At 63.3% G+C, this 13,588-nt stretch carries 14 protein-coding genes; 11 read left to right on the top strand and 3 right to left on the bottom strand.

Going from position 1 to position 13,588, the window contains the following annotated elements:
• The first annotated feature begins 2 nt into the window (after positions 1 to 2).
• The 4 genes from HAHE_RS16985 to HAHE_RS16970 are packed head-to-tail and all read left to right on the top strand — an operon-like array spanning position 3 to position 4,433.
• Positions 3 to 1,649 (top strand): divalent metal cation transporter, encoded by a 1,647-nt coding sequence (locus HAHE_RS16985; protein ID WP_338686095.1) that lies wholly within the window; start codon positions 3 to 5, stop codon positions 1,647 to 1,649.
• Positions 1,650 to 1,683: 34 nt separating this feature from the next.
• Positions 1,684 to 2,727: a Gfo/Idh/MocA family oxidoreductase gene (locus HAHE_RS16980; protein ID WP_338686093.1), complete on the top strand. Its 1,044-nt coding sequence runs from the start codon at positions 1,684 to 1,686 to the stop codon at positions 2,725 to 2,727.
• A 13-nt stretch (positions 2,728 to 2,740) separates the two neighbouring features.
• A complete protein-coding gene (locus HAHE_RS16975; RefSeq protein WP_338686091.1) occupies positions 2,741 to 3,628 on the top strand; it encodes a sugar phosphate isomerase/epimerase family protein in 888 nt (295 codons plus the stop codon).
• A gap of 49 nt (positions 3,629 to 3,677) precedes the next feature.
• Positions 3,678 to 4,433 carry a DUF2071 domain-containing protein gene (locus HAHE_RS16970; protein ID WP_338686089.1) on the top strand — a complete coding sequence of 252 codons (756 nt, stop codon included), beginning with the start codon at positions 3,678 to 3,680 and terminating at the stop codon, positions 4,431 to 4,433.
• Here the strand turns inward: HAHE_RS16970 and hpt are convergent.
• Positions 4,414 to 4,947, bottom strand: a complete 534-nt coding sequence (gene hpt / locus HAHE_RS16965; protein ID WP_338686088.1) for a hypoxanthine phosphoribosyltransferase — start codon at positions 4,945 to 4,947, stop codon at positions 4,414 to 4,416. The two genes, HAHE_RS16970 and hpt, sit on opposite strands and share 20 nt — an antisense overlap.
• Positions 4,947 to 5,291, bottom strand: coding sequence for a septum formation initiator family protein (locus HAHE_RS16960; protein WP_338686086.1), 345 nt, complete (start codon positions 5,289 to 5,291; stop codon positions 4,947 to 4,949). Before HAHE_RS16960 ends, hpt begins: the two co-directional genes overlap by 1 nt.
• Before the next feature lie 162 nt (positions 5,292 to 5,453).
• Between HAHE_RS16960 and HAHE_RS16955 the strand changes: the two genes are divergently transcribed.
• The 7 genes from HAHE_RS16955 (at position 5,454) to HAHE_RS16925 (ending at position 12,734) form a co-directional block, all read left to right on the top strand.
• A complete protein-coding gene (locus HAHE_RS16955; RefSeq protein WP_338686084.1) occupies positions 5,454 to 6,443 on the top strand; it encodes a malate dehydrogenase in 990 nt (329 codons plus the stop codon).
• Between the two features lie 95 nt (positions 6,444 to 6,538).
• Positions 6,539 to 7,330, top strand: a complete 792-nt coding sequence (locus HAHE_RS16950) for a thiazole synthase (RefSeq protein ID WP_338686083.1) — start codon at positions 6,539 to 6,541, stop codon at positions 7,328 to 7,330.
• Between the two features lie 38 nt (positions 7,331 to 7,368).
• Entirely contained in the window at positions 7,369 to 8,292 is a 924-nt protein-coding gene (locus tag HAHE_RS16945) for an FkbM family methyltransferase (RefSeq protein ID WP_338686081.1), read from the top strand.
• On the top strand, positions 8,274 to 9,167 hold the full coding sequence (locus HAHE_RS16940) for a hypothetical protein (protein ID WP_338686079.1): 894 nt from the start codon (positions 8,274 to 8,276) through the stop codon (positions 9,165 to 9,167). The genes HAHE_RS16945 and HAHE_RS16940 overlap by 19 nt, the downstream gene beginning before the upstream one ends.
• 10 nt (positions 9,168 to 9,177) lie before the next feature.
• Positions 9,178 to 10,716 (top strand): MBOAT family protein, encoded by a 1,539-nt coding sequence (locus HAHE_RS16935; RefSeq protein ID WP_338686078.1) that lies wholly within the window; start codon positions 9,178 to 9,180, stop codon positions 10,714 to 10,716.
• Positions 10,717 to 10,719: 3 nt separating this feature from the next.
• On the top strand, positions 10,720 to 11,880 hold the full coding sequence (locus HAHE_RS16930) for a hypothetical protein (RefSeq protein WP_338686077.1): 1,161 nt from the start codon (positions 10,720 to 10,722) through the stop codon (positions 11,878 to 11,880).
• Positions 11,877 to 12,734 (top strand): alpha-1,2-fucosyltransferase, encoded by an 858-nt coding sequence (locus HAHE_RS16925; RefSeq protein ID WP_338686076.1) that lies wholly within the window; start codon positions 11,877 to 11,879, stop codon positions 12,732 to 12,734. The genes HAHE_RS16930 and HAHE_RS16925 overlap by 4 nt, the downstream gene beginning before the upstream one ends.
• 212 nt (positions 12,735 to 12,946) lie before the next feature.
• Here the strand turns inward: HAHE_RS16925 and lexA are convergent, their stop codons facing one another.
• A complete protein-coding gene (gene lexA, locus HAHE_RS16920; protein WP_338686075.1) occupies positions 12,947 to 13,564 on the bottom strand; it encodes a transcriptional repressor LexA in 618 nt (205 codons plus the stop codon).
• Between the last annotated feature and the right edge of the window lie 24 nt (positions 13,565 to 13,588).

The raw sequence follows: 13,588 nt of genomic DNA, 5'->3' as shown, positions 1-13,588 counted from the left end.
CCATGTCCGACCAAGAATCCCGACTCCTCGACGAGGCTCAAACCAAAGGCCCGCTTGGCAAATTTCTGATCTACGCGCGGCTCTCGGGCCCGGGCTGGCTCCAAGGCGCGATCACCCTCGGCGGAGGTTCGCTCGCCGGAGCGCTCTACCTCGGCGTCATCGCTGGCTTCGGCCTGATGTGGCTACAGCCGCTCGCGATGATCTGCGGCATCATCATGCTGTCGGCCATCGCCTACGTGACGCTTACCACCGGCCAGCGTCCGTTCCATGCGATCAACCGGCACCTGAACCCGCTGCTCGGCTGGTCGTGGCTCGTCGCCACCATCCTCGCCAACATGGTCTGGATCATGCCCCAGTTCTCGCTGGCGACCGCCGCCATCCAGCAGAACCTGTTTTCGGACCAGATCCCCGTGACGGGCATCATCGTCGTCCTCTTCCTCATCGGCATGGGCGTCAATGTTCTCTACCAATCCGGCGGAGCGGGCGCCAAGGCCTTCGACCTTATCATCAAGGTGATGGTCGGCGTGATCGTCCTCTCGTTCTTCGCGGTGGTCATCGCACTTACCACCGCGGAGTCCGGCGGACTCGACTGGGGCGCGGTCGGAGCCGGATTCATCCCGGACTTCTCACTCCTGACCAAACCGGCCGCGGGCTTCGCCGACCTGATCGCGCAGTCCTCCTCCCCTGACTGGTGGGCCCAGAAGATCGCGGACGACCAGCGCGACATCATCATCGCCGCCTTCGGCACCGCGGTGGGCATCAACATGACCTTCCTCCTGCCCTACACCCTGCTGAAAAAGCGCTGGGGCAAGAAACATCGCGGCCTCTCGATCACCGACCTGTCGATCGGCCTGTTCATCCCTTTCTTCCTCGCCACCTCATGTGTGGTGATCGCGTCCGCTGCCTCATTCCATACGAAGGTCGACGATGTCACCCCAGGCGCTGGAGCTCCGGTCGTCGCGCAACTGCAGGCGGCCTATCCGGAGGTCACTCCGAACAACTCCGACAAGACCCTCGCTGACATGCTGGTGAAGCGCGACGCCAACGCGCTGGCCATCACCCTCGAGCCCTTCGCTGGTCCGACCATCGCCCAGAAGATCTTCGGCATCGGCGTGCTCGGGATGGCCCTCTCGACGATCGTCATCCTGATGCTGATGAACGGGACGGCATTCCTGGAGGCATTCTCCCCGGGGAAACTGAGTGCCGACGGTCTCGCGGAACCGCCACCCACGAACAAAGCCGTTTTCTTCCTCGGCTGTGCCCTTTCCGGCCTCTCGGGCTGCATGTATCCTCAATTCTGGAGCGGCGCCTCGAAGGCGGCCCTCGCGGTTCCGACTTCCGTCATCGGCGGCTCACTGATCCCGATCGCCTACTTCACCTTCCTCCTGATGATGAACTCCCGCCACATCCTCGGCAGCGAGCGACCGACCGGAGGCAAGCGTGTGGTTTGGAACCTTCTCATGATCATCGCCACCGGCGTCGCGACCTGCGGTTCGGTGTGGGTGCTGCTCGGCAAGACCGATGATACCTCCCCTCTGTTTGGCTCCGTCCAAGTAAACCACGTCGCCACAGGCGGTCTCGTGTTCCTTGCGGTCCTCTTCGTCGTCGGAACCTTGAGCTTCATCATCAAGGAAAAGCGAGCCCACTGATCCTTTCCTCCTCCCCACCAGCCCATCCAGTCTTATGAAATTCGGAATCATCGGCGCCGGCATGATCGGCCACTTCCACGCCAAAGCCATCACCGCCATGACCGGCGGCGAACTCCACTCGGTCTTCGACCTCCGCCAGGAGGCAGCGGACAAGCTTGCCGACGAATACGGCGCCAAGGCGTTCTCGAACATCGATGAGTTCCTCGCCGATCCGGAACTCGAGATCGTAACCGTCGGGACCCCGAGCGGCGCGCACCTCGAACCGTCCCTCGCCGCCCTCAATGCAGGCAAGCACGTGATCTGCGAGAAGCCCTTGGAGATCACCACCGAGCGGATCGACCAACTGATGGCCGCCGCCGAAGCGAACGGCAAGACGCTCGCCGCGGTTCTGAACCGTCGCTTCCACCCGGGAATGGACGCGTTCAAGAAAGCCGCCGACGAAGGCCGCTTCGGCATCCTCACCAACGCTTCGTGCTACGTGAAGTGGTACCGCGACCAGGCCTACTACGACTCCGCCGGATGGCGTGGCACGTGGGCACTGGACGGCGGCGGCGCACTGATGAACCAGTCGATCCATACCGTCGACGCCCTGCTCTATCTCGCCGGTCCGGTAAAGTCGGTCCAGGCCAACACCGCCTGCCTCGCCCACGAACGGATCGAGGTCGAAGACATCGTCGTCGCCATCGTCGAGTTCGAGAGCGGCGCCCGCGGCGTGATCGAATGCTCGACCTGCACGTGGTCAAAGGACGGCCACCCTGCGCGCGTCCAACTCTCCGGCACCGAAGGCTCGGTCTTCCTCGCCGACGAGGCCTTCGAGATCTGGGACTTCATGAACGAGGAGCCCGAGGATGCGGAGATCAAGTCGACCCTGATGAAGGGCCAGGAAGCCGGACTTGGCGCCAACGACCCGAGCGCGATCAACTTCTACCAGCACCAGCGAAACTTTGAGGAGGTCGTCAACGCGATCGCCGAAGGCCGCGAGCCGACCACTTCGGCCGCCGAGGCCCGCAAGCCGGTCGCACTGATCCAGGCTGTTTACGAGTCCGCCCAGAACGACGGCAAGAAGGTCTTCCTCTAACGTCCCCTGCCCCATGCCTCCCTCTTCCAAGCTCACCGGTTTCGCCGACGAGGCTTCGCGCGACCTCGACAAGCAGATCCAAGCCACCAAGGACATCGGCTGGTCGGCGATCTCGGCCCGGATGGTCGGCGACAAGAACATCCACGAACTCCCCGAAGACGAATTCAACGACGTCGCTGACCGACTCGATGCCGCCGGAGTTTCCATTCCCGAGTTCGGTTCGCTCATCGCCAACTGGGGAAAGACGATCCACTCGGACTTCGACATCACGCTGGCCGAAATCGACCGTGCCATCCCGCGCATGAAGCGCCTCGGAACCGAGCTGATCCGCGTGATGTCCTACGCCCAAGAACCCTGGGGCGAGGACCAACACGAGGAGGAGCGCTTCCGCCGCCTGCGGGAGATCGTCAAACGCTTCTCCGACGAAGGCCTGACCGCCATCCACGAGAACTGCATGAACTGGGGCGGCTTCTCCGCCGAGCACACGCTGCGACTCATCGAAGAGGTCCCGGGGCTCAAGCTCGTCTTCGATACCGGCAACCCGGTGTTCCAGAAGGACCGCTCGAAGCCGCAGGCCGATGGCGGCTTCCCTTGGCAGGACCCGTTCGAGTTCTGGGAAAAGGTCCGCGACCACGTCGTCCACATCCACATCAAGGACTGCATCAATCCCGTATCCGACGACGTCGAACCGGAGTATACGATGCCCGGCGACGGACAGGCCAAGCTCCGCGAGATCCTCGGCGACGCGAAGGCGCGCGGGTATGACGGCTGGATTGCGATCGAGCCGCATGTCGCCACCGTCTTCCACGCTGCCGATCCGACCGCAGTCGACTGGCAGCAGTGCTACGACTCGTATGTCGATTACGGCAAACGCTTCGAAGCACTTCTTGCGGAGCTCTGATCCGGGGAACTTGCCGAGGGATAAATCGGCGCCATCTTGGCATCGAACGATGCCAAGCCCCACCCTCGAACAGCGACTTGCCGTACGCGAGAAGCCTCCGGGCTTCCCGGTGATGCGGCAGCGTTGGTCGAAACTTCTCTTCCTCCATTGGAAGGTCGACCCTGACATGCTTCGGGCGAAGCTGCCGCCCGGACTGCACCTCGACCTGCACAAGGGTGAAGCATGGCTGGGGATCGTCCCCTTCTTCATGGACCGGGCGCGTCCGTCGCTTCTGCCACCCGTCCCGGGCATCTCGTGGTTCATGGAGCTGAATGTCCGGACCTACGTTCACGACGACGCCGGCGTGCCGGGTGTCTGGTTCTTCAGCCTCGACTGCAACCAACCGCTCGCCGTCGAGTTCGCCCGTTCCCGTTTCCATCTGCCCTACGAACACGCGGAGATGTCGAGCGGGCAAGCTGACCGACACCTCGACTACTCCTGCCGACGCGACGGCCGCAATGAAACCTCCCGCTTCGTCTATGAACCGGCCCGGGAAGGAGCCGCTGCAGAACCCGGCTCGCTCGAGTTCTTCCTCGCCGAGCGTTACCTCCTCTACTCCGCCGATCCGCGGAACCGGATCCATACCGGCCGGGTCCATCACGCGCCCTACCTTCTCGAGCCCGCGGATTGCACCGAGTGGTCAACCCTGCCCGCCGATTGGGATGAGCTCCCCCTTCCCGACCGCCCTGCCGATTCGGCCTTGGTCGCGAAGACCGTCGATGTCTCGGTTTACCCTCTGAAGCGCGCTACCTCGCCTCCGGCTTGAGCGTCCCGACGTAGGGCAGGTTCCGGTAGCGCCCTTGGTAATCGAGTCCGTAGCCGATGACGAATTCATCACCGATCGCAAAGCCGACGTAGTCCGCCTCGACCTCCGCCGACCGCACCTTGTCCTTGGCCAGCAGCACGCCGGTCTTGACCGACTCCGCGCCCATCTCGGTCAGGCGGTCGACGACAGCGCGCAGCGTGCGGCCCGTATCGAGGATATCGTCGAGCACCAGCACGCGTCGCCCGTTCACGTCCGGCAACTTGCGATCAAGGAAGTCGACCTTGCCGCTGCTTTCGGTTCCGCCATGGTAGCTCGCCACATTCAGGCACTCGATTTCCAGCATTCGCGGCAGACGGCGAAGCAGGTCGGCCGAAAAAACCAGCGCACCTTTCAGAAGCACGATCACGACGAGAACTTCCCCGGGGAAATCCCGACGGATCTCGACCGCCATCGCATCAAGACGCCTCTCGATCACGTCTTCGGCAATCAGCACCCGCTCGACGTCGTCTTCCATCAACGGTCGCGCTCGATGCGGTAGATCATCTCGCCGGGAAAATAGAGATTCAGCCGGTCCCGCGCGTGGAGTTCGAGATACTCGGGATCATCCCGCAAAGCCCGGTAGGTCGCCTGCGCATCCTCCTTGAGGGCCAGCACCTGGCGCTCCTTCTCATGAATGCGCGCCAACTCCTGTTCCTTGTCCTCAAGCTGGCGCCTCTGCGGCAATGCCGAGGCCACCGCCAAGGCCCCGACCGACAAGCCGAACAGGCACAGGACAAAGCCGTTTACCCACCGGATCGCCCGCGTCTGCGCACGCAGACGGGTAATCCTGGATCGGGGAGTCTTTCGGGAGGTAGCCACAGCCTTGGGCGGTCCTTAACAAATCCGAAGGGAATCCGGAACAAAAATTGCGGCGGACCCATGGATCGGAAACTCATCCGCTCAATCCTTCGGGTCGACGGTTGACCGCCCGCGACCGGTGGGATTACGACATCCCCCGTCAGTTCGACGATATCCATCACCATGAAGGACCCCATCACCATCTCCGTCACCGGAGCCGCCGGCCAGATCGGCTATGCCCTGCTTTTCCGCATCGCTTCCGGCGCTGTCTTCGGCCCCGACCAACCCGTCAACCTGCGCCTGATCGAGATCGAGCCGGCATTGCCCGCACTCGACGGCGTCGTGATGGAGCTCGACGACTGTGCGTTCCCGCTGTTGCGCGAGGTCGTGCCGACCGCCGACCTCGCCGTGGGCTTCTCCGGCGCGAATTGGGCACTTCTCGTCGGCTCGGTTCCCCGCAAGGCGGGCATGGAGCGTGGTGACTTGCTGGGAATCAACGGCAAGATTTTCACCGGCCAAGGGCAGGCGATCGCCGCCAACGCCGCGTCCGATGTCCGCACCCTCGTGGTCGGCAACCCCTGCAACACCAACGCACTCATCGCGATGGCCAACGCCGATGGCGTACCGAACGACCGCTTCTTCGCGATGACCCGCCTCGACGAGAATCGCGCCAAGTCGCAGCTCGCGACGAAGGCCGGAGTGCATCACTCGCAAGTCTCGAACCTCTGCATCTGGGGCAACCACTCGGCCACCCAGTACCCGGATTTCACCAACGCCAAGATCGACGGCAAGCCCGTCACCGAGGTGATCACCGATCGCGCCTGGCTCGAAGGCGAATTCATTCCGACCGTCCAGCAGCGCGGCGCGGCGATCATCAAGGCACGTGGCGCATCCTCCGCTGCCTCAGCCGCCAATGCCGCCATCGATACGGTCGTCAGCCTCTGCAACCCGACCGCCGAGGGCGACTGGCACAGCGTCGGTGTCTGCTCCGATGGTTCCTACGGCATCGCCGAGGGCATCATCGCCTCGATGCCGATCCGCACCAAGGCCGACGGTTCCTGGGAGGTTGTGCAAGGCGTGCCGGTGGATGACTTCAGCCGTGGCAAGATCGACGCCAGCGTGGCCGAACTCCTCGAGGAGCGCGAAGCGGTCAAGGATCTCATTCCGGGCTGACGCGCCGCCTGACTCCGATTCCAAAGGCGCCAGTGCCCGCCCGGGCACCGGCGCTTTCCCTTTTCACCGGTCCGATTCCCTTCTTCAATCCCGCCATGCCCGAGCCGCTCGTCATCGCCGATCGAACCTTCGATTCCCGACTGTTCGTCGGAACCGGCAAGTTCGCATCGAACGAGGTCATGCGCGACGCCCTCGAGGCCACGGGCACCGAGATCGTGACGGTCGCGCTCCGGCGTGCCGACCTGACCGGCAAGAACGACCCCTACGCCAACATCCTCGAGTTCATCGATCCGGAAAAATACCTGATCCTGCCGAACACCAGCGGTGCCATGAATGCCGAGGAAGCGGTCCGCCTTGCCCGACTCGCCGCGGCGGCCGGTCTGCCGAAGTGGGTGAAACTCGAGATCCACCCGGATCCGACCTATCTCCTTCCGGACCCGATCGAGACGCTGAAAGCGGCCGAAGTGCTCGTTGGTGAAGGATTTACCGTGCTTCCCTACATCAATGCCGATCCGGTGCTCGCAAAACGCCTACAGGAAGTCGGCACCGCCACCGTGATGCCTCTCGGCGCGCCGATCGGCAGCAATCAGGGGATCGCCACGCGCGACCAGATCCGGATCATCGTCGAACAGGCGACCGTTCCGGTGGTCGTCGATGCCGGAATCGGCACGCCAAGCCATGCTGCCGAAGCCATGGAACTCGGCGCCGACGCGGTGCTGGTGAATACGGCGATCGCGATTGCCGAGGACCCGGAGCGCATGGGCCGTGCCTTCCGCCTGGCGGTCGAAGCCGGCCGCGAAGCATGGGAAATCGGCCTTCCGGAGTCGCACTCGACCGCCTCCGCCACCAGCCCGCTGACCGGATTCCTCCAAGGCGCGGGTGCTTGACCGTTCACTCGCCCGTCCCGCAGCATCGCCGTCACCGGATGAAAGTCAGCCCCTACAAGCGGTTCGAAAAGGCCTTCAAGGAAGCCTACCTCAAGCCCCTCACCCTGATCCGCTACGGCAGCCTGAAACCGAACAAGGCCCGCCTCCACGGGTGCGAGAACTGGATCCACATCGATCCGGAAGATCCCTGCGCAATCAAGAAGGTCGTTCAGGAGCCCCTGCGCGGAAAGGTCTCCGACAACCTGATCTTCTGGCGCGACTTCAACCGCCATCTCAAGCCGGGCCTGATCGTGGACGTCGGCCTGAATTACGGCGAGTGCATGTTCGGCACCGATTACGGGAAGGACGTCCGCTTGTTCGGCTTCGAGGCAAACCCGCGACTGATCCCGCATTTGGAAAAGAGCCGCGCCGATCACCCGGCGGGCAAACAGATGACGATCACCAACTGCCTCGTCTCCGACCAACCGGCATCCGACATCCCCTTCTTCGTGAATCCGGACTGGAGCGGCAGTTCTTCGGCGGTCCGCGAGTTGAACGACCGGCCCGCATCGCTCGAGTTCAAGCTCGAGGCGAAGACGGTCGACTCGGTCGTCTCCTCGGAGGTTTCGTCGGGCGCTACCGTGCTCTTCAAGATGGACATCGAGGGTTACGAGAGCCGTGCGCTCAAAGGCTTCACCCGTGTCATTTCGGAAGCGGCGGGTGCGATCGGCTTCATCGAGTTCGACGCCCAGTACATCCGCTGGGCCGGTGAGGAGCCCGACGACTACCTCGACTGGCTGCAGCAATCGTTCGAGACCTACCGGCTGGTTTCGATCAAGGCCAAGACGCTGAAGAAGGTCGGGCGATTTGCGGATCTCCCGAAGCTGCACGGCAACGCCGAACGCGTCCACGTCGACCTCGTGCTGGTGGCGAAGCAAACCCCGGAAGGCTGGCTGGCACCCGAATGGACCGTGCTGTCATGACCGACTACCCGCCGCTCTCCACCGAACTCAGGGCGGAGATCGACGGTCTCTCCGACGATCTTGACGCCCACCTGACCGGCAAGCCCCGACGCTCGGTCGACACCTTTGAACCGCGACGCCGCGCACTGCTCGCGAAGCATCTCGGCCACGAGGCGCCGGAAACGATCACGCCCGTCACCTGCATCGGCGACAGCAACACGATGTTCTTCGCCGGCTCCGAGCGCCTCCGGTTCGTCCGCTACCGGCGCAGCGCGTTCTGGAAACCGCACTGGATCAATCGGGGCCTCGACCTGCTGCCGTGCTTCCGGGTGTTCCATGTCGGGCCCGCCACCGCGTGGAAGGCCGGAGACGCTGGATCATCGACCCGCTCCCGCGAAAAGTTGGAGATCCTTCTTCGCAAGGACGTGCCGAAGGGGTCGAAGGTGATTCTTTCCTTCGGCGAGATCGATTGCCGCATCCACATGGCACGGGCCGCCAAGGCCGGCAAGCCGATCGAGGAGATCACCGAGGCAACCGCCGCCAAGTTCATCCGTCTTCCCGAATGGGTCTCCTCGCTGGGCTTCGAACCGCTGGTCTGGGGGCCGCCGCAGATCATCCCGAACAACGAGAGCGTGAAGGAAACCACCTTCCCCTTCGTCGGCCCGTGGGAGCTTCGGAGGGACATCACCTACGCCTACACCGAACGGCTGCGCCATCACTGCGCGGACAAAGGCATCGCGTTCACCGCGGTGGCCGGACTCTATCACCGGCCCGAGGAGCGACCGGACAAATCCTATTTCCACGACGGCACCCACCTTTCCCAGCGACTGATGCCACTGGCTCTGGCCGAACTGGAGAAGGTAGGCTTCCTGCCCCCGGAACTGCGCCCGGCGTGAGCCGCACGGCATGCTCTTCAATTCCTACACCTTTCTGCTGCTGTTCCTGCCGATCACCCTGGTCGGCTTCCTGCTGCTACGGAAGGCATCGTATCGGGCGGCGGTCGTGTGGCTGGTGCTGGCCAGCCTGACCTACTACGCTTACTGGATTCCCGTTCCGGGAGAGGACTGGTCACCGAAGTGGTTGCTGCTGATCCTCGGATCGTGCGTGTTCAACTTCCTTGTCGGCCGGGGCCTCTCGCGGCGAACCGCGACGGACTCGAACGGACGCAAAGCGCTGCTCGCCATCGGTGTCGGCGCGAACCTCGCGGTGCTCGGCGTATTCAAGTATGCCGGCCTTTTCGCCAAGACCGCGGCGTTTCTCGCCGACACGGGCATCCCCGTCCCGCAACTGATCCTGCCGCTCGGCATCTCGTTCTTCACCTTCCAGCAGATCGCCTACCTGATCGACGCCGCGCGGGGTGAGACGTCGGAGTACCACTTCACCGACTACCTGCTCTTCGTCTCCTTCTTCCCGCAGCTGATCGCCGGACCGATCGTCCACCACCGGGAAATGATGCCGCAGTTCCAGCGCGGGTCAGGAGTCGGCTGGGCGCGACATTTTCCGGTCGGCTTCGGCATCTTCGCGATCGGGCTGTTCAAGAAGGTCGTGGTGGCGGACCCCTGCGCCCAGATCGCCAATCCGTTGTTCGAACTCGCGGCATCGGACGGCCGGGCCCTGACGATGGCCGAAGCCTGGACGGCGGGCATCTCGTACTCGCTCCAGATCTACTTCGACTTCTCCGGCTACTCGGACATGGCCATCGGCGCGGCACGCCTGTTCGGCATCCGGCTACCGCTCAATTTCCACTCTCCCTACAAGGCGCGGACCATCATCGAGTTCTGGCGCTGCTGGCACATGACACTGTCCCGCTTCCTGCGCGACTACCTCTACATCCCGCTCGGCGGAAACCGCAAAGGCCCGGCCCGGCGCTATCTCAACCTGTTCGCCACCATGCTGCTCGGCGGCCTGTGGCATGGCGCTGGTTGGACCTATGTGCTTTGGGGCGGACTCCACGGCGCCTACTTGTGCGTGAACCATTTCTGGAACCACCTGCGGCGCACTCGCGGATGGCGATCCCTCCCGGCCCCGGCGGCGACCGCCATTACCTTCATCGCGGTGGTTGTCGCGTGGATCCCGTTCCGCGCCGGAAACTTCGAACTCGATCCCGCCGGGACCACCCGCGACGCCCTGCAGGCCAGCGGATCGATCCTCTCTTCGATGTTCGGCCTCAACGGGTTCGAGGGCTGGCCCGACAAGGCGAGCCGGGTGGTGGCCAGCCGTGATCCCCTGCTGATCCTGATTCCCTTGCTCGCCTGCTGGCTTCTCCCCAACACGCAGCAGATTTTCCGGCGATACCGTCCGACGACCGACCCGCTGCCCCGCGCCACGCGCCGCTGGTGGCAGTGGCGGCCTACTCCGATGTTCGCCATCGCGACCGTCGCGCTTCTGATTGCGGTCGGCATGAACTTCGACAAGGTCAGCGAATTCATCTACTTCCAGTTCTAGTCCGTGAGATCCCTGCGCCGCTACCATGCCTTCCTGATCGTGCTGCTCGTCGGCACGGTGGTGCTGGGATACGGGCTCAACACAGTAGTGAATCCCTGGCGGGTCACCCCCACATCTTGGTCGTCGCAAAAGCTCGAACCCTACCGGGAAATCGACAACACGTGGAACCGGACCGCCAAGGCCGGCCTCGTGCGGTCCGGAACGTGGGACGCCGCGATGTTCGGCTCGTCGCGGGTGGATATCGCGCTGGACCCGAAGCATCCTCTCTTCGACGGGATGCGCTGCGCCAACCTCGGACTCAATGCCGCGCAGTTGTTCGAGAACAAGGCGATCTTCGACTACTTCATGGACCGGGAGGACGCCAAGCTGGTGGTCTTCGCGATCGATGCCGGCGACCTGACGACGCCGCCTCCGAAGAGAAACCCGACCGACTTCGCCCTGTCACCGCTGGATCGCGATGCGGACCCGATCGAGCGGGAGCTGAGGTATCACCTTGGCATCTCCACCTGCGCCTCGTCGTTCGAGACGCTCGGCCGGGCGGTCGGAAATGAACCGGCCGATCACACGCCGGAAGGCTTCCGTCACGACTCCGAGTTTCCCAAGGACCTGCGACAGACGATTGCAGGACTCTACCTCGCAACCACGGTCCGGATGGTCGAGGGACGGAAGCGCTACGGGAAACTGGATCCGACGAAGCTCGAGGTCATCCGGTCGATCGTCGAGCGCTGCCGACAGGACGGAACCCGGCTCGTCTTCCTGATCACCCCGAATCATGCCTTGTTCCAAACTTGCTATCGCGAACTTGGGGATCCCGATCCGTGGTTCGAAAAGGACCGTGCGGCACTCGCCCAGTTTGCCAGCCCGGGTGTCGAGATCTGGGACTTCCTCGACGGGCACGCTCTGAACGCCGAGCCTCTGCCACCCGCAGATCAACCGGGCGCTCACTTCGACCATTGGATCGATCTCTTCCACGCCACTCCGGAAGTCGGGAACCTCATACTCGACCGGATTGCAGGGAAGGCCGGCAATTACGGACGACGCCTCGAACCCGATTCGGTGGAAGCGCGGGTCCGGGAGGTTCAGCAGGGAGTCGACCGCTACCTCGAAGCCAATCCCGACGACCTCAATTTCCTTCGTAAATCCCTGAAGCGCTATCAGCCATGAGTCGGAAAGCGGTCGCGATCATCAAAGGGGGGCTCGGCAACCAGCTCTTCGGCTACGCCGCAGCGAGAGCCTTCGCGCTCCGGAGCGGACGGGAGTTGTTTATCGATGATGCGTCCGGCTTTGTCCGCGACGGCTATGGCCGATCTTTCCGCCTGAAGCACTTTCCGATCGAGGCCCGTCCCGCTCCGGCCGCGTTGCGTCTGGGCGATCCGAAAGGATTTCGCCACAAATCGAAGCGCTCGCTGAACAAGGTGCTGCCGTTGAAATGGAAGGCTTACCTGCCGGAAAAGGAAGGATCGCTCCAACTGCTCGATTTCGACCCGGTCCGCGACACCGTTTACCTCAACGGATACTGGCAAAACGAAGCCTACTTCCGCGATGCCACCGGGAAGATCCGGGAGGAGCTCCAGCCACCCGCACTCGAAAAACAGGGCGACCTTGAACTCGAGCAGCGGATGCGAGACCGCAACGCGGTCTTCGTCCACGTCCGGAGGAACCGCTACTCACCCCGACTCGGAGCCGATTACTACAAGCGCAGTATCGAACTCGCTTCCGAAGCCTTGGACTCTCCGTGCTTCGAAGTCTTCGGCGATGACATCGCGTGGGCCCGGAAGCAACTGGACTTCGGTGGCAGAACCGTCCGCTTCCACGAGGAAGCCAATGACGAACTGGTCGACTTCCGGCTGATGACCGCCTGCAAACACGCGATCGTCGCCAACAGCTCGTTCAGCTGGTGGGCTGCGTGGCTGGGACCGTCGCTCAACGGTCACGTCTGGACACCCAAGGATCCCGGCTGGCCGGTAAAGCCGGCCAGCGGTTGGACTACCGTCGGCAACACGCTCGAACGCGACTGAGCGGCTTGGATTCAGATGTTGGTAGTTCCCCCTTCAGGGGGGGCAACGGAGCTTGCTTACAAGGCGAAGGCGATTCAACACCCTAGCGGCTTGGTAGCTTGGTAATGTGGAAATCTGGATTCGGCACCCTTGCGAGCCCCCCTGAAGGGGGAACTACAAACCCCAGAAAACCGCCGCCACAAAAGCCCCGGCTTTTTCCTCCAAAACCGGCTTCAGGCCGCCCGATTCCGGAGCAGTCCGATCATGACCCCCTGGATCACCAGTTCCCGCGCCGGAATCAAATCCGGGTAATCCGGGTTCTCGGCATGCAAATACGGCCTGCGGTCCTTGATCACGTAGCGCTTGAGGGTGGTCTCACCATCGATCAGTGCGGCGACGACGTCCCCCTTCCGCGGCTCCCTGAACTCTAGGATCACCGTGTCACCATCACAGATGTGGGCGTCGATCATCGAGTCTCCTCGGACGCGAAGCGCGAAGGTCCGGGCATTTGGCCGGATGCCAAGTGATGCGATGTCGATCGACACGCATCCTTCCCGCTCGGGCGGCGCGTCCTGAGCCATCCCCGCGGCAATGTCGCCGTAGATCGGAATATCGACGATCGCCTCGCGGTCGAGGTCTTCCGGGAATACGACCGCCCGGGCCTTGTTTGGCAGTCGTTGGATCGCGCCTTTGCGCTCAAGAGCTCGTAGATGACTCATCGCCGCCGTCTGGCTGGCGAAGCCGAAGTGGTGCTGGATTTCGCGGGTGGAGGGCATCACCCCGAGCTCCCGCTGGTAACCCTTCAGGTATTCGAGAATCTCCTCCTGCCGCTTGGTAAGGTTTTCAGCCATGACTTGATGAACAGTGTTCACAGG

This window comes from Haloferula helveola, assembly GCF_037076345.1.
GTDB lineage: Bacteria > Verrucomicrobiota > Verrucomicrobiia > Verrucomicrobiales > Akkermansiaceae > Haloferula > Haloferula helveola.
This window is presented reverse-complemented; position numbering and strand designations above follow the sequence as displayed.